The sequence below is a fragment of the Leptospira noguchii serovar Panama str. CZ214 genome (assembly GCF_000306255.2).
GTDB lineage: Bacteria > Spirochaetota > Leptospiria > Leptospirales > Leptospiraceae > Leptospira > Leptospira noguchii.
Window position 1 is genome coordinate 1 of the sequence record NZ_AKWY02000016.1, and the last position, 14246, is coordinate 14246.

At 42.9% G+C, this 14246-nt stretch carries 18 protein-coding genes and 2 pseudogenes; all 20 read right to left on the reverse strand.

Going from position 1 to position 14246, the window contains the following annotated elements; all coding sequences use genetic code 11:
- Positions 1–96 precede the first annotated feature (96 nt).
- Complete coding sequence (locus tag LEP1GSC059_RS06215) at positions 97–822, reverse strand: DUF4376 domain-containing protein (RefSeq protein ID WP_017213187.1); 726 nt, start codon at positions 820–822, stop codon at positions 97–99.
- Positions 822–1691, reverse strand: coding sequence for a hypothetical protein (locus LEP1GSC059_RS06220; RefSeq protein ID WP_017213217.1), 870 nt, complete (start codon positions 1689–1691; stop codon positions 822–824). The genes LEP1GSC059_RS06215 and LEP1GSC059_RS06220 overlap by 1 nt, the downstream gene beginning before the upstream one ends.
- Before the next feature lie 4 nt (positions 1692–1695).
- The gene (locus tag LEP1GSC059_RS06225; RefSeq protein WP_017213184.1) at positions 1696–1974 is read right to left on the reverse strand and encodes an LA_1064 family peroxide-responsive upregulated protein; all 279 of its coding nucleotides are present in this window, start codon (positions 1972–1974) and stop codon (positions 1696–1698) included.
- Positions 1971–2945, reverse strand: coding sequence for a hypothetical protein (locus LEP1GSC059_RS06230; protein ID WP_017213216.1), 975 nt, complete (start codon positions 2943–2945; stop codon positions 1971–1973). Before LEP1GSC059_RS06230 ends, LEP1GSC059_RS06225 begins: the two co-directional genes overlap by 4 nt.
- Positions 2942–4156, reverse strand: coding sequence for a baseplate J/gp47 family protein (locus tag LEP1GSC059_RS06235; protein WP_017213215.1), 1215 nt, complete (start codon positions 4154–4156; stop codon positions 2942–2944). The genes LEP1GSC059_RS06230 and LEP1GSC059_RS06235 overlap by 4 nt, the downstream gene beginning before the upstream one ends.
- Complete coding sequence (locus LEP1GSC059_RS06240; RefSeq protein ID WP_017213703.1) at positions 4156–4500, reverse strand: contractile injection system sheath initiator; 345 nt, start codon at positions 4498–4500, stop codon at positions 4156–4158. The genes LEP1GSC059_RS06235 and LEP1GSC059_RS06240 overlap by 1 nt, the downstream gene beginning before the upstream one ends.
- A complete protein-coding gene (locus LEP1GSC059_RS06245; protein WP_201028171.1) occupies positions 4497–5180 on the reverse strand; it encodes a Gp138 family membrane-puncturing spike protein in 684 nt (227 codons plus the stop codon). The genes LEP1GSC059_RS06240 and LEP1GSC059_RS06245 overlap by 4 nt, the downstream gene beginning before the upstream one ends.
- A pseudogene (locus LEP1GSC059_RS06250) lies at positions 5180–5997 on the reverse strand (phage protein). The gene LEP1GSC059_RS06245 and the pseudogene LEP1GSC059_RS06250 overlap by 1 nt, the downstream one beginning before the upstream one ends.
- Positions 5994–6335 carry a phage baseplate plug family protein gene (locus LEP1GSC059_RS06255; RefSeq protein ID WP_017213700.1) on the reverse strand — a complete coding sequence of 114 codons (342 nt, stop codon included), beginning with the start codon at positions 6333–6335 and terminating at the stop codon, positions 5994–5996. The pseudogene LEP1GSC059_RS06250 and the gene LEP1GSC059_RS06255 overlap by 4 nt, the downstream one beginning before the upstream one ends.
- Before the next feature lie 14 nt (positions 6336–6349).
- A pseudogene (locus LEP1GSC059_RS06260) lies at positions 6350–6987 on the reverse strand (phage baseplate protein).
- Positions 6987–8888 carry an LIC12611 family phage tail protein gene (locus LEP1GSC059_RS06265; RefSeq protein WP_017213698.1) on the reverse strand — a complete coding sequence of 634 codons (1902 nt, stop codon included), beginning with the start codon at positions 8886–8888 and terminating at the stop codon, positions 6987–6989. The pseudogene LEP1GSC059_RS06260 and the gene LEP1GSC059_RS06265 overlap by 1 nt, the downstream one beginning before the upstream one ends.
- 49 nt (positions 8889–8937) lie before the next feature.
- On the reverse strand, positions 8938–9162 hold the full coding sequence (locus LEP1GSC059_RS06270) for a hypothetical protein (protein WP_036057207.1): 225 nt from the start codon (positions 9160–9162) through the stop codon (positions 8938–8940).
- 31 nt (positions 9163–9193) lie between these two features.
- Positions 9194–9592: an LIC_12613 family protein gene (locus LEP1GSC059_RS06275; protein WP_017213696.1), complete on the reverse strand. Its 399-nt coding sequence runs from the start codon at positions 9590–9592 to the stop codon at positions 9194–9196.
- A complete protein-coding gene (locus LEP1GSC059_RS06280) occupies positions 9589–9999 on the reverse strand; it encodes a phage structural protein (protein WP_017213695.1) in 411 nt (136 codons plus the stop codon). Before LEP1GSC059_RS06280 ends, LEP1GSC059_RS06275 begins: the two co-directional genes overlap by 4 nt.
- Positions 10000–10012: 13 nt before the next feature.
- On the reverse strand, positions 10013–11392 hold the full coding sequence (locus LEP1GSC059_RS06285; RefSeq protein WP_017213694.1) for a DUF3383 family protein: 1380 nt from the start codon (positions 11390–11392) through the stop codon (positions 10013–10015).
- Complete coding sequence (locus LEP1GSC059_RS06290; RefSeq protein WP_017213693.1) at positions 11389–11913, reverse strand: phage neck terminator protein; 525 nt, start codon at positions 11911–11913, stop codon at positions 11389–11391. The genes LEP1GSC059_RS06285 and LEP1GSC059_RS06290 overlap by 4 nt, the downstream gene beginning before the upstream one ends.
- Entirely contained in the window at positions 11910–12263 is a 354-nt protein-coding gene (locus tag LEP1GSC059_RS06295) for a hypothetical protein (RefSeq protein ID WP_017213692.1), read from the reverse strand. The genes LEP1GSC059_RS06290 and LEP1GSC059_RS06295 overlap by 4 nt, the downstream gene beginning before the upstream one ends.
- Positions 12260–12898, reverse strand: a complete 639-nt coding sequence (locus LEP1GSC059_RS06300; RefSeq protein ID WP_017213691.1) for a hypothetical protein — start codon at positions 12896–12898, stop codon at positions 12260–12262. The genes LEP1GSC059_RS06295 and LEP1GSC059_RS06300 overlap by 4 nt, the downstream gene beginning before the upstream one ends.
- On the reverse strand, positions 12898–13242 hold the full coding sequence (locus tag LEP1GSC059_RS24835) for a hypothetical protein (RefSeq protein ID WP_017213690.1): 345 nt from the start codon (positions 13240–13242) through the stop codon (positions 12898–12900). The genes LEP1GSC059_RS06300 and LEP1GSC059_RS24835 overlap by 1 nt, the downstream gene beginning before the upstream one ends.
- Before the next feature lie 12 nt (positions 13243–13254).
- On the reverse strand, positions 13255–14241 hold the full coding sequence (locus LEP1GSC059_RS06310; protein ID WP_017213689.1) for a major capsid family protein: 987 nt from the start codon (positions 14239–14241) through the stop codon (positions 13255–13257).
- Positions 14242–14246: the final 5 nt, after the last annotated feature.

Consider the following 14246-nt stretch of genomic DNA (forward strand, 5'->3'; position numbering starts at 1 on the left):
TTTCCAGGTCGTTCAGAACATTTACGTACGTTGTATCTTTGTTTGCGCGCGCGTTTTAAATTGCGAAAACGCACGCAAGACGCAACTGAAAACATTTCAGCTCCAAGCTGTAGCTAAGTCCAAAAATTCTTCTAAAGAAGAGGATTGAATTCTGATTTCCAGTTCCCATTTTTTTGCATAGAGCATGCGTCCTACGTCGAAAATATCCATTTCAATGGTATCGGCCAGTTCCGAAAGTTCTTCAACATTCATAGTATGAAATGTGTCGTTTGCGTCTCTCCACTCCGGAAGAATTTGAATTTTTTGCTTGGAGTAGATACTCAATGTTTTTTGAATATTCTCCAAATATTTTTTTCCGGAATCCCAAACCGAATTTCGACATTCGACTTTCCCCCGATAGGATTCTAATTTTGAGTTAAAAATAAGACGGTTCTCCGCCAAAAGACCAGCTTTTCGTTCTTCCAAGTCGATCACCCAACCCGAGTTCGTATATTTCTGATATGGTAAAAAGTTTCCGCTCGGATTTTTCAACGGTTCCCGTTCCGTTTCTTTTTCCAAATCAATTTCGTCTTCCCAATTTTGTAGAGTCCTTTCAAACATCGTCGTCTTGTTGTAAACTTTTTTCGGAACGAAATCTTGTGCGGTTTCATTTTCCACCTTGGCTCGAAATATATCTCCGATTTTCGGATTATAATGCAAGGCATGAATGACTTCATGGGCATTTGGGTCGAAATCGTTCCATGCGTCTTTACCCGCCAATGAATTCGGGTCGGTATTAATCCAAATTACGTTTTTAGAATGTTTATCGATAATATAATTCATTATGCTACCCTCACTTTGTATTTTACTGCTACATATGCTGGAGTATTTTCATTCCCCCGGCGTGGCGTCCCGTTGACCCCGTCGGTCATTGGTTCTAATATAACTAAATTTGTATTGCCTGCGTTTGTCCCGCCTCCGGCTAACCAATATCCCCCGACTCCTCCAATAATTCCCATTGGATTGTTATAGGAAAAATTGTGACGGTGGTCCTGCATCGCATCCTGTCCCGCATACCCAACCGGTCCACCGTCATAATTTCCGCCCGCAGCCTTTGCTCTCGTCCCATGAACTCCTGCACCTCTCACGAATATACCGCGTCGATCAGGAACATTAAACGTCGTTGAACCGTCCCCAAAGCCATATTCCAAATTCGTAATCATATCCCCAGTTTGAGAAGACGTAAGATCGAGTATGGAACCAGTCACCATTACAGAAATCTGAAAGTCATTTGTCGTCGGATTTCGTACATAATAATTCACTAATGCAGTGATTCCTCCTCCAGTAAAGGCAAACTTTACAAGCTGACCTTCCGTGAAGCCGTGAGCATTTACAGTGATTCGATCCGTTGCTGGAACGATTCCAGTTACCGTTTTATGAACCAAGTTCCAAAGGGTTGAAAAAGTAGTTCTTGGAATAGATTGTCCATTCGCATCTTTGAATATAGATGTGGAAGCAATGTTTAGATTGTCTTCTATAACACTTCCCAGCGGAATCAACAAATTCAATATATTCATATCGGTTGCATCGGAGCGATCCTTTGCATACTGATCGTTCTCGTAGAGACGATCTAGTTCGTCGTCGATTAGGTCCCCGTCCGCTGGTGTATTTTTGGACCAAGTTCTTGTTTTTGTCGGATTAAAAACTGCCATTTTTTTACTTTAACTCCTGTTCAAAAATTACAAATCGTTCATGCAATTTAAAAGGTTGTTCGATCTTAAAATAGGATCGAACTTGCTCTTTCATTTGTCTCAAATCCATTTCCCGATAGAATTCAGACTCAAGTCCGTTTCCATTTTTTTGAAAACCTTTCTTCTCACAATATTGCAAGAGTTCAGAATGATCCGAAAACACTGCAACCGGAATCATTTCGATTCTTGCTTTATCTTTCCCTGCAATTTCAATCATGGTCTCTCTGACAAGAATTTGAATCATTGGAATTCCTCATTTATTACGAAATCGTAAACTATTAGATTGTCTTTTGGTTTAGAAGGGAAGGTTTTAAGAAAAAGCAAATTGCCGTCTTCTTCAAAAAGTGCAAGTTCGTTGATACTTTGCCCAATCAATTCGGATTGCTTGATTGTCGTTTTAAAACTTCTTGTCCCATCCGGATTGTTTTGAATCTCGGCGAGCTTTCTAAAAACTTCATTTTGCAAACCCGTATCCGAATCTTGAGGAGGTCGAGGAATTCCAGAAATTAATCCACCTGTTCCGAACGCGATTTCATACGGTTGAATTCCCACCTTGTCTCCGGAAAGAATTGTGAAACCGTTTAGCGGCCACGTCCCGTCAAACATGGATGAACGAAGAGCAAAGCCATATAATTTTCCTGATAAGGTAGATGTTTCAAAGCGATAGTTTATAATCGAACGAACCCCACCGGCGCGGATCTGTGCGATCGCCTTATTGAATTCTGGACTTACAACGACTGTATCGATTGAACCTGAAAATATGACTCGAATCGTAGCCGGTCTTTTAGAACTTCCCGAAAGCGGATACTCTCCATTGAGTGTCAGAGAACCGTCCAAGAACATTGGGACACCTGAATAACAAAGCTCTTGAATTTCGTATAACGTTCCAGTTCCCGCAAGAATCTGAGAACCGATTTCGTTCATCGAATAGATGTCACCCTTTGATTTCTGCTTTTGTCTCGCTATGGAAAGGAAAATGCGATAACGAAAATCATCCATTCCGTTCCGAGGCTGTTTGAGATTTTTACCAATCAGGTCGAGAATCGCTCCGTTTTGAATTCTATAATCCGAAACACCTCTGATTGATTCGAGTGTTGTTCGAACTTCGTTTAACAATTCAAGATCCGCTTTCCATTTCCTACCGATTTCAGAATCAGGATCACGGTTAAAGAGAGACGTAGGATATTTTTGCAGAATCGCATCAATGCTTTTCATAGAAAGTTTACCTGAATGTTTGCGGTAACAAGTTTTGCTCTTTGTCGACTGCTAATAACAAGTTCATCTAACGTCGCAGGAGCAGACAGACCGACTCTAACTGCCATAGATTTGATTCCATGAACTTTAACGGAATCGTATTCGGACAGACCGCTTTGTGCGGCGATCAGTTTCCATGCGAAAACATCTTCGCCGGTTCCGTCACCTTTGTAAGAAGTGGAAATCGGACCGATCGCATCAACGCCACCGAGCACCTTGATACAATTTGTTTTTACGATTGTCTCGGAACCGGTTTCCCAAAGAGTCAGGTCTCGCAGAATATCGATTTTCACGAAGATAGGAACGTCAGTTGGTCGATTGAAATAATAGGTGCGCGCAACTCCCTTGTTATCAATGAGAGTTGTTGAATTCGATCCCAACGACTCGATACCACCCGGCCAGTTTTTCAGAAAACAATCTCCGATTTCCGTAGGAGTTCCACCTTCAATGACTGCTTCCATAGAGTGAGGATTTCGGCCTTCAACGTCTACGAAATCAGTAACGTTTTCGTAAACTTTTGCGGACAAAACCGATTCAATATTATTTAATGCGCCTTGAACGTTTGCAGCCGAACTTCCGCCGTTGATTCCGGAATCAATAAATCGATTTAGATATTCTGAATCTGTTTCGATCACTCTGCCACCTCTTGCAGGTTCTGGATTTGTTACAGAGTCGATTCCGGTAAGAGCCGTATTGATCGTCGTGATCAAATTTGCACTTACGTTACCCGAGATACCATATTCAATATTGAGAGCTTGTGCGTTGAGTAAAACGCTTCCTCCGGAGACAGTTCCGGATTCGATCGTAATAAACTGGATTCCACTACCAGTTTGACAAATTGTTCCTATATTCACAAACGAACCGTTTACGCCGGAAAAACGCAAACCTACGATTGCCCGTTTGGCTGGTTGCCGTTCGGAACCGAGAGGATTCAAAACTCGATCCAACGAAACGCCGGTTGCGGTATGAGCGAAGTTGGAATAGAAAATATCTTCCGCAAGCTTATGAATTTCGTCTAACTCATCCGCGAGGACTCTCATGCGGATTCCGTCCTCGCTTAAAATTGAGAGGTCGATGTCAGATCCAAGCCCAGTCCGATACTTAGCTTCCAGATCGGAGATGATTTCGTCCCTCGTTTTGCGTATGAATCCCTGTGAAGTAACTCCGGACATTATACTGCTCCCGTAACTAAGCCGTAAACTGTAATTGCAGAAAAATGAATATTCAGATTCCTGCTATCACTTGGCTCTTCTACGATTTCGATGTTTTCAACTGAAACGGTTTCAGGATCCCTTTGTAAAATTTTTTGTATTTCGAAGAGGACTCTATCCTTTGGAACTTTTTTTGAGAAAATTGTATTCCAGTCGACGCCCTTCAATGGTTCGTAAACAGATTCTCCGAGGCACAGTCGTATTGAATGCCTGATACGTTGTGAATAGTATTCCAAACCTTCGATTACAACCAGCTTTCCGTTGATGCGAACGATGTCGTTGTTCTCAACCATCAAGCCCTTCATCCGATCTTCACCTTGTGAGAAATAATCTGATCGACTTCCGCTTTACGCGCGGTCAATGCTGCAACGATCACAGGCGATAGGCCCGCCGGAGAACCAGGAACCGTATTCGTTGTAAATGCAGACGCGTTGTTTATAAAGACATCCAGAATCATTTTAAGAAATTGTGATAGAGTTTCACCCAATACGGCTGACTCTGAAAGATCGATAAGCCCACCTCGAATTTTGATCGTATCGTCATCCAATTGAATTAAAGATTGACCTTGTTTGTGTCCGATTAGTAATCCTGGAAGATTTGCTGTGAATGCCGGAGCGTCAAGATCTCCTTTGAATCCGGATTGCACACAGGCGCTTTGAAGATCGAATAAAGACTCAGAAGCTACTGTTGAGATTCCACGAATTGCGTCTGACGTATCATGCGTCGAGAACGAAACCCAAACTTTATCCCCACGTTTGTAGTCTGGCTTGATAAAGAAATCACCCGCCCAAAGAGTTCCGACTCTAATATTCGAGAGAACCGGAAAGTCGATCTCTTCCCCTTGTCCATTGATCTGTTTAAAAAGAAGTTTTACGTTAGCCGTCATCAACGAAGGATTAAACGATTCGATCGTTCCAGGAAGTCCAACCTGAACGTTTGCGAGTTGCTTTTTGATCGCTTTGAGAATCACGTCGTCCAGAGTGATCATAACGGAAGGACCTCAAGTTCGGTATAGTTCGTAGGTTGGAATGTAGAGAAGCGATGTTTTCCTTTTACGATTCTACATTCTCCATCTAAACTTCCGCCTTTGACTGCAATCACCTGATTTAATTTGAGCTTGTGACGGAAAAGGCTTGTAACCTTCCAGGTTTTTTGATTTTTCTCAGGAACTCCAATAAGCCCGGAAGATTGTCTAAGAAGATCGTGCTTGGTTTAGAAGGAGGATCGAGCGGGGAGATGTGTAAAAGTCCGTCTTGCATCCAGTATTGAGATTTTGTTAGCTCACAGAAACTTTTAACGCATTCTCCTAAAGACTTTGTTGCGCTAAAATTGATTACTTTATCTTCTCCTAATGTTATAGATCCAGGTTTGATGTTGCCTTGAGTTAGAATATCGAGTATGACAGTTTGTGCAGGAAGGTTACTATACGTTTTCATAATATAGAAACTATTCCAGGAACCGGCATTTGATGAGATAGTGAATTCTAAAATCTTATTCGGCCCCTCCTGTTTCATTTTGGGAAGAATAACTTCCCCGCTCACGACCAAACCGTTTTCATCTTTATACCCTGCGCTTAACATCGCAGTGGGATATAGGAATTCTTTTCCCCTGGCTTTTGCTCCTATCATTTCCATCGTGTCGTCGTTGACATTATAGATTAAAACTTTCGTTATATTCAGCTTCTCTAAATCAGACTCGAATTCGATGTCAAACGGAGGATAGGTGAACTCTTTTCCGAGACCTGTCTTCGGAAGAATTTCCAAAGAAACAACACGGCCGTAAAGTTTCGGATTTCCGATCATACCGTTTTCTCAATGATATAAATTTGAACCGTAGATCCGAGCGTGTCTCTGTTGACAGAGATTTCCACAAACTCATCTCGATACAGATCATCCAGATCTAAAGGGATGAGTTTGACATTGTTTGGAAACCCATCCACTACAAAGTGATTCAAGGAAATTCCGTAGACAAGCTTTGTTGAAAATAGAATATTACCTTCCGAGTCTCTTACAAGAACCGTAATAAAATCACCAACTGAATTGTAGTTGAACTCAAACTCATAATCCTTTCCTTCAATTTCACATTGATTTCGAATTGGAAAAGAGTTTGGTTTGAATTGTAAGTATTTAAACGTTGGCATATTAAGATTTAACCTTAAAAGAATGATTTAACAATGGCTTTTGTTTTAGCAGGATTCTTTTACTTGGGTCTACGTTCACTTCTTTGATCGGCTGTTTCCCTCCTGATTTCACAGCATTCAAATTCCTGGTCTTTGCCTCTACAATTTGGACCGGATAAATCGATAAGGTTATACTAATATCATTTCCAATATCTTTAGATTCAGAAAACGTAATATCTCCGATTAAGAGATTTGGAATTTCATCGATAGATCTGCCTAAGTATCGCTTGTCTGGATCATCCGGCGGAACGTATCGAAAAAAAGACGGAAGCATCGATAGGATTTTAGTGAAAATCCCGCCGGTTGTATAACCAAGCATTGTTAGAAACGTTCCCTCCGTTTGCCAACGAATGAGCGTTTCTAATTTTTCGTCTACAGTCACTCGACGGAAAGAAAATATTGCGATAGAATTTGAAAGGATCGCACTGAGTGAGATTCCTCTTTGACCTGGAATTACGTGATCCGTGACTGAGGTCTTTCCTTTCTCTTTTTCGATCGGGTGTCCGGTTATCTCGGCGGGATACGAATGTTGTATCTCAAGAGACACATTGAGTTCGATTTCATCGTCGCCGTCTGTTAATGCGATTGTAGTTCGGGCTAAGGGGCTTTCCATTATAACGCCTCCGGAGAGAGTCCAGCGGAAAGACCGAGTTTGATTGCGATTTTTTCCAGCTCTCTCTCTAAAAACTTTGCAAAGATCGTAGCGTTTTCCTGTGGTGAACCCGCTCCTAACGTAACATTTGCAATATTGACCGAGATTCCTCCGGAAGATTTGGATCTTCCAAGTGATCCTAAGTCCTTTACTGCAACCAAGTTGTCGTCCGGATGTGTGTGAATCACCTTTCCGGATTTTGTAATGATTGCATCTTGAACACTTGTCGCGTTATCCGCTTTTCCAGGTGCTCCAAAATTGAAGATCCCGGAAGGTAAGATTCCAGAAAATGCTTCTTTGATTTTCGGGCCGATGCCTTTGAATAGGTTTTCGATAATTTCGGGAAGTGATTTAAACCACTCAACGATTTCATCAAAATAAAAATACAAAGTGCTAACCGGAAAGAGAGCCATGATCAAAAACTTTCCGTATTTTTTGGCGAGGTTGATTAAATAATCAAATGCTTGTCCAAATATTTTTTTAATATCAAAATCTTTGAATGGACCGAGAAAATCCCCTATGATCGATTCGCCTCCATCCATCCAAACAAGAAGGTCGTCTACAATCAAAACGATTGCGGCGATAGTTGCCGCGACAGCCGCGCCGATTGCTATAAAAGGAAGCCAAGGGGCAATAGCCGCCCAACCAGCCACTGCCATTCCATACAGTGCAGGAATCATTCCGCCGGCAGTTGCGGAAGCTGCAACAACCATCTTCGCGGCAATGGCTACCAAAACTCCGGTAAACACCGAACCAAATATGACCAACGCTCCTTTTACTCGATTGAGTGCGTCCTCTCCAACAGTAAAATATTCTAATATACTAACGAACGTAGACAGAAACGGCTTCATTCCTTCAAGAAGGACTTTTCCAAACAATGCCTTCAGGTCTCCCATCCTTTGATTGTAGGCTTGAAAGATTGCCGAGGCTGATTTTAGATGTGATCCATACGCATCTTGAAGCGCAGAATTTTCTTTGAGTGCGGTAGAGATCAGCCTTTCTCTGGCAAGACGTTTCGAGACTTCAGTCATTGCAGAGTTGTTGATCTGATTAAACTCTTTGGTATATGAAGAGAAAAGCACACCATTCTTTTTCAGAAAATCATCGGAGCCGGTTTGAATAGATTGATAGGCTTCATTCATTGAAGCGGAAAGTTCATTGCCAGCTACTTCCGCAACTTGCGAGAGCCCGGAAAGATTCTTGGAAATGAAATCAACGGACATCCCCGCTTTCATCGCGTCATTCGCAACTTGCGAAAGACCCCCTTCCGAGGCCAGACCTTTTGAATTCTGAATCGTTTGTGTGATCGCAGATTGTAGCTTTGGATATTGAGTGCCAGAAAGAGTCTGAAGAATTCCATTTTGTTTTTCTAATGCAGTAGCCGCTTCGATCGATGCTGTAGCAAATGATCCAACGGCGAAAGCGATTCCGATTGCCGCAACTTGCTTGAGCATTCCGGAGAGGGAACCCGCACTATTCGCCGTATCAGACATTTCCTGATTAAGCTTTTCGAGTTCTTTGTCTGTGAGTCCTGCAGCTTTTGCGGTTGCGATCAGTTCCGAATCCAGTTTTAAATCTTCACGGGATTTTGAAATCAAACGCTCTATGTTTGATTCTGTAGTTTTAAACTTTTTGGCGAGTTCGGAAATTGCGGGATCAGCTTTTCCGGCAAGGCTGTCTCCAATGGATTCACCGAACTCTTTAAAAGCGGCGGCCTGGGAATCCGTGAACAAATCGAGAGAACCACCCAGATCAGAGAATTGTTTTTTTACAGTATTCAATTCTTCCTTATACTCTTTCAGGGCGTCTGTAGCATCACCTTGGTTTGTTTTAAGAGCTATCTTGAGTTCTCTGACTGCCATTTATTCTTACTTTTCCTTTATACATTCGAATTTTCTAATACGATTAAGATCAGGCTCCTCTGATCAACTTCGCCAAAAACTTCAATTCCTCTGTCTTCTCTTCCGCTTCTCGTTTTTTCCTTCGATCCACAACCTCCATGATCTTCGCATATAGAATTGTAGGTGCGTCTTCGATCTCGCTTTGGCTAAACTGTGCTGCTCCCAAAATAAACGGTTTCCAGATTTGTAATTCCCGATCGACTTCTTCGTCTATCCATTTTAACCATTCTTCGATCGAAGGGACCTCTTCAAAATTTGGGAACCGGTTATTCCAACTCCCACTTAAGAAATCGGTTAGCCATTCTTAGCCACACCTCCACATGATTCGGTTCGATGTTGTCTAACGTAGGTTCAAAATTGTGTGAGACTGGTTTTACACAAAACTTAAAGAACTTATCCAGAAGTTTGTCTTGATTCAAACCGTCCGTTAAGGATATCGATTCTTGTCTCCAACGAAGGGCTTTTCGATTTCCAGGATGCTGAAGTTTGTAACTATGTCCGTCAACGAATTGAATCGTTGCGACTTTCGCATCGTCGTCGATTTCAACAAGAATTGGGTCGTCAGACGGAATCGATTCTGTTTTGGATTCGGATTTTCGTTGAACCGTCTGACCTGTATATTCCGCTACGTTTCGTTTTGCTATGGGGTCTCGTTCGTTGTTCATGCTGTTAAAACTCCTTTATAATCCGGAAGAAGAAAAACCCAAGTCCGATCCTTATACTCCTTTCCGCGTTCGATTGTAGGTCTTTCCCAAACTCTCCCTTGTGCGGAGAAGCCGAGCATACCGCCATCGGATCGGTCTTTCATCGTAAACACACATGGAAGTCTTCCTTCTCCCATTGCGAAAAAGAACTCATTCTCAGGTGAATCTCCCATGAGGACGATCGTGAGTTTGGCCCGTCCGTCATACACCTCTGAGATATTCCAATCGCCCTTGATGCCAACTTGAGATAGGATGTATTCTTTGGTTACGGGTTCGATTTTAAAGAAGCCATCCGCTTGGCTCATTCCGGAAACTTCACGTCCGTTACAGTTTACGTTTAGTTTCTTTGGGTCCCAAATTCCATTCATTCGATTGCTCCTTTTAGGTAAGTTCACCGTCAATATCGACTTCGTTAATTGCTCCTCTCAAACGACACGAAAAAGTGACGTTAGGCAAAATACGATTGTTCCGATCGTTCGTCGGAATCTCATCGATCGTTTCGGGTAAGTTGATTTTGTATTGATAGTCTCCTAAATCGGAGCGCGCTTTGTCCGCATCCGTTTCGACAGGCGCGATGATTCCTTGAACACCGGCTTGAACGAAAACCTCTCGCATCCGTGCTTCAATCATTTGAATTCCTTGAATCGTGTAAGGAACTACGTCGGAGTTTAGGAAGAGACTTGTGATGTTCTCTCGGAGTCGTGCTTTCAACCAAACTCGATTTTCTACCACATCTGCATAAACCTGAGCGGTCGAAATTCCTGGATAGGGAACTTGCCTTCCTCCGAAATCAACGATCAGATTTCCCTTGTCGGAAAGGATAGAACTCGCTTGAGAGTTCGTGTATCCGGAATTCTCCACGCCATCCAACGGCAAATATGCGTAGTTATACGATCCAACCCTTCGAGGAGCTGTATTTCCAACCCATGCGGCCTCCGGGAAAGAATCAGGATTCTTGTGAATCATCAAATATTCCCAAATCGAATTTCTTCCCACGAGTGCGGTCAAATCATCTGTGCAAGCAAAGAACATTTTCTCGATGGAGGCGAGATAGTCCCCTAACGTGTATATTTCATTTTTGTTATGCGTAGTCGCAATGGTTTTAAACCAAGCGTCTTGTCCTGAGTTTCTGAGAGCTGCGATCTCAGTCGCCGCATTCGCCCATGTAGTCAAAAGTAAAACAGCGACTGTCTTTGGCCTTGGCGTTTGTCGAAAGACCTGCGTCGCTTGGATGTATTCCTTATCCGTAGAAAGAAAGCCGAGTCCCAAAAGATCATCCGCGGAAGTGATTTCCATGTATCTTTCATAATAGAGAGGTGCTTGAGCAAACGCTGAAACAACACCGCTTCCGGTATTGGCAACTTCTACAACGTCTACGATCTTTGTCGCACCTGCCACGTTGGAGACTGCTTCCGCCGCGAGTTTGATTTGATGGGCGGTAGAGGTTGCGATTCCGCTTCCGTTCGTTGCGACGTTGACCGTAATTGTATACGGATCGTTTTCCGTTCCGGTTCCGGAGCGAACTACGCTGAGAGCCGTATTGTTTCCGTTGATGACGTATTTTACTTGGATAAAAACAACGCCCGACGTTGCGGATTTCCAAACGAGCCCACTCGTAGCGGTTCCGATTTGAAGAAAATAGATAGGTGCTTTGATCCCCAAAATCATCGGTAGTCCGAATCCCATTTGAGAAACGGGGGTGTTTCTAAGAAAAATATTGATTGAAATCGGATCGATTTTGGAAATGGTCTGTGCGCTCATGCTTCCTCCTGAAATTCAACCGAAGGCGCGCTTGCGGTTGTTTTGCCCTGTGTTTCGTTGAACTTCCTGGATCTGAACATAACGTCAAATCCCGCCTTGTATTCGTATTGCGTTGATTCCAAAACGGTGGTTCTGTCTTGGACATCTCCGGTTATGAGTTGCGGAGTAATTCCAAACTTTTCGCATTCTGTCATCCCTTGAATCGAATCAAACCAATCAACAGCCATCTGGCACAAATCCCAACATGTAGAAATCGATGAGTTGTGCAGGAATGCGAGACTGATCGATGCCGTTTGATTTTTCCGAAAGGCCTGTTTGAAGTCTTCCGCGCTCGTTGCTTCTATCCAGGAAGACGCGGACTTTGTCGGATCTTGATTTAAAACAAGAATCTTATATGAGCCGAAAGGATACTCAGGCGTATCGACATTCTGATCACCTAACTCAATTTTGATTCCGGGATAGGATACTTCCAAGACTGCCTGAAGTTTATCCATCACGGATCGTATATATTCGTATTTCATAATTTACGAATCTCCTTTTTGCAGACGTAACGAATGTATCCAGCTTCAAACGTCATATCCTTAATCATCGTGACGAGGTATTTTACTCCGTTGAACTCGAACTTATCCTCGTAATCAATTGGAAGAGCGTTCCCAAGCTGATAGAAGTTTCTATCTTCCGATGTATATGATCCTTCCGACATCGCAATCAGTAGTCTTGTGCTCACAGTGGTCACTGGTAAATCCAAAGGAACTCCGCTTTCGTATGTAGTGATGACTTCTCCCTTTGCGTTCTTCGTTTTCATCTTCTTGTAATACACAACCGGCCGTATGAACGGTTTAAGAGATTCGGAAACACCCGTAAGACTCATGTAGCCACCTTCCCATCTATTGCGTAGTTGATCGCATTAAATAATCTTAATTGATCTCGCAAAGGTTTTGCGTTTCCTTTTAAATTTGTAGTCAATCCAGAAAGGTCTTTGAACGGAGGATCATTATTTACAATTCGGTTTTTGATTTCGGAAACGGCTCTAAGCCCGACTCGATGCAAAACCTGTATTGCCTCAATTTCCGCATTTAAGAAATCTTGAATTCCTTTTTCAAATTCTGCCATCACAGCGTCTTGGAAGGATTGCAAATCAAAGGTTCCGCGTAGCCAGGATCTTTCCGGGATAACGACCTTTTTAGTAAGAATGAAGAGAGGGACCAAATGACCACCTTCCGACTTTGCGAGCATTGCCGATGATTTTCCTTTTTTCGGAGGAATGAATTTAAGACCTGAGATACTCCGAGGACTCTTTCCGCGAAGTTCCGGAAGTAAAGGAATCGTCAGCCATTTTGAATTCTTTGGCCTGATCACTGCGCCAAATTCATTGGCCCCGGCACTCTTCAATAAATCACTATCAACGGAACCTACAAGGCCGACTGTGATCGTTGCCGATTCTATATATTCCAAATCCTTAATGAGTTGATCCAGATTCGTATTATCTTCAATTATCGCTGGCATTATCCGATTCGTCCCCTGAATCCAAGGATTTCAGTTCGTTTTTGGTTATATAGATCCAGCCAAGATACTTGCATACCCGGTGAAATATTCGTATCGTAGTTACGAGAAATTCCGTCCGCCGATTCTGCCATCACTTCGTTCTTCATACGATTTGCATTGAAGAGCAAGTAAGCCGCTCGGGCACGTTGAAGCTCATTGAATCGCGGGTGAGATTCAGAAAGCGTAGTGTTACCAATGACGCTTGCGACAGCATCATCAAGAAACAACTGGAGTTCTGAATCTGTTAAGTCCGCGATTGGATCTCCGACATACGCTCTAAGCTGTGCTATACTTGCTCTTGGCATGGTTGACGATCCTTATACGGTTTTAACCGTATGAGTTCCATAGCGCATCACGATACCTTTGGATTGGTAAACGTGAATTCCGCCGATCTTTTCATAGGCCCTTACTTTCATTTGTCCGGCGTAAGAACTGAACGGTTCTTCTGCCACTTCCAAGTCTCTTGCGATGATGATTTCCGCAACATCGGAAGCATCGTCGAAAACGCAAAATCCACCGACGGAGTCGTTCCCGATTTTTTTGTTCAGGATGTTGTAGGACAAATCCTTCGTTCGAATAAAACCACGCGGAAAAAAGAGTTCTTTATTCTGAAGAAGCCACTGCAGCGTTGTTACGTTTGAGCTACTAGAAACCGGCATGAGTAGACGAAGATAATCTTCATCATCGATCAGGATTCCTGCTGCTGAGAATTTACCACTTCCTTCCAACTCCGCCTTAGCATCAACGATGTCTGCAAGGATCTGCTCTGGAGTCTTATATTTCCAGATGCGTTTAGAAACTCCAGTCTTGCCATTTTCTACTTCAGAAATCTGATCTTCCTGAATTCCAGGCCAGTTAAAAAGACCGCTTTTAATTTTCTTACCAGCCAGACTCCAGCCGTGAAAAATAACCCGATTTTCCTTCTCGGCAATATAACGTCTCGTTCCGTTGAGTCGTTTTTCGGACACTGGGTATTCGCTACCTTTGCCGGATTGCCTACGCGCTTCCGCCGCGTCTAAATCATCCTGTGTGATCCGAAAGCCGGCCTCGATAACCAACAACTTGTCAGTTTCCTTTGTGGCTTTTTCTCCAACTAAGGGCAAACCGTCTGAATCCGAACCGGATTCCCTGATCCTTGCTGAACCGGTATCCTCTACACCTTCAGCCGAATAGGCATGTGAGTAGGTTGGCGTATCTGAATTCACGTTGAAAACATTTCTTGCTACAAGTTCGTTTTTTCTTGGAGTCAAGAGTTCTGTCTTAATGTGTTCTGAGTCTTCTTTTCTAAATATTGCTTCAGGCATCGATA

Bases quoted from the DNA above. Each gene is read 5' to 3' on its own strand.
- LEP1GSC059_RS06215 (WP_017213187.1), bottom strand. From the start codon at position 822: ATGAATTATATTATCGATAAACATTCTAAAAACGTAATTTGGATTAAT.
- LEP1GSC059_RS06220 (WP_017213217.1), bottom strand. From the start codon at position 1,691: ATGGCAGTTTTTAATCCGACAAAAACAAGAACTTGGTCCAAAAATACA.
- LEP1GSC059_RS06225 (WP_017213184.1), bottom strand. From the start codon at position 1,974: ATGATTCAAATTCTTGTCAGAGAGACCATGATTGAAATTGCAGGGAAA.
- LEP1GSC059_RS06230 (WP_017213216.1), bottom strand. From the start codon at position 2,945: ATGAAAAGCATTGATGCGATTCTGCAAAAATATCCTACGTCTCTCTTT.
- LEP1GSC059_RS06235 (WP_017213215.1), bottom strand. From the start codon at position 4,156: ATGTCCGGAGTTACTTCACAGGGATTCATACGCAAAACGAGGGACGAA.
- LEP1GSC059_RS06240 (WP_017213703.1), bottom strand. From the start codon at position 4,500: ATGAAGGGCTTGATGGTTGAGAACAACGACATCGTTCGCATCAACGGA.
- LEP1GSC059_RS06255 (WP_017213700.1), bottom strand. From the start codon at position 6,335: ATGCCAACGTTTAAATACTTACAATTCAAACCAAACTCTTTTCCAATT.
- LEP1GSC059_RS06265 (WP_017213698.1), bottom strand. From the start codon at position 8,888: ATGGCAGTCAGAGAACTCAAGATAGCTCTTAAAACAAACCAAGGTGAT.
- LEP1GSC059_RS06275 (WP_017213696.1), bottom strand. From the start codon at position 9,592: ATGAACAACGAACGAGACCCCATAGCAAAACGAAACGTAGCGGAATAT.
- LEP1GSC059_RS06280 (WP_017213695.1), bottom strand. From the start codon at position 9,999: ATGAATGGAATTTGGGACCCAAAGAAACTAAACGTAAACTGTAACGGA.
- LEP1GSC059_RS06285 (WP_017213694.1), bottom strand. From the start codon at position 11,392: ATGAGCGCACAGACCATTTCCAAAATCGATCCGATTTCAATCAATATT.
- LEP1GSC059_RS06290 (WP_017213693.1), bottom strand. From the start codon at position 11,913: ATGAAATACGAATATATACGATCCGTGATGGATAAACTTCAGGCAGTC.
- LEP1GSC059_RS06295 (WP_017213692.1), bottom strand. From the start codon at position 12,263: ATGAGTCTTACGGGTGTTTCCGAATCTCTTAAACCGTTCATACGGCCG.
- LEP1GSC059_RS06300 (WP_017213691.1), bottom strand. From the start codon at position 12,898: ATGCCAGCGATAATTGAAGATAATACGAATCTGGATCAACTCATTAAG.
- LEP1GSC059_RS24835 (WP_017213690.1), bottom strand. From the start codon at position 13,242: ATGCCAAGAGCAAGTATAGCACAGCTTAGAGCGTATGTCGGAGATCCA.
- LEP1GSC059_RS06310 (WP_017213689.1), bottom strand. From the start codon at position 14,241: ATGCCTGAAGCAATATTTAGAAAAGAAGACTCAGAACACATTAAGACA.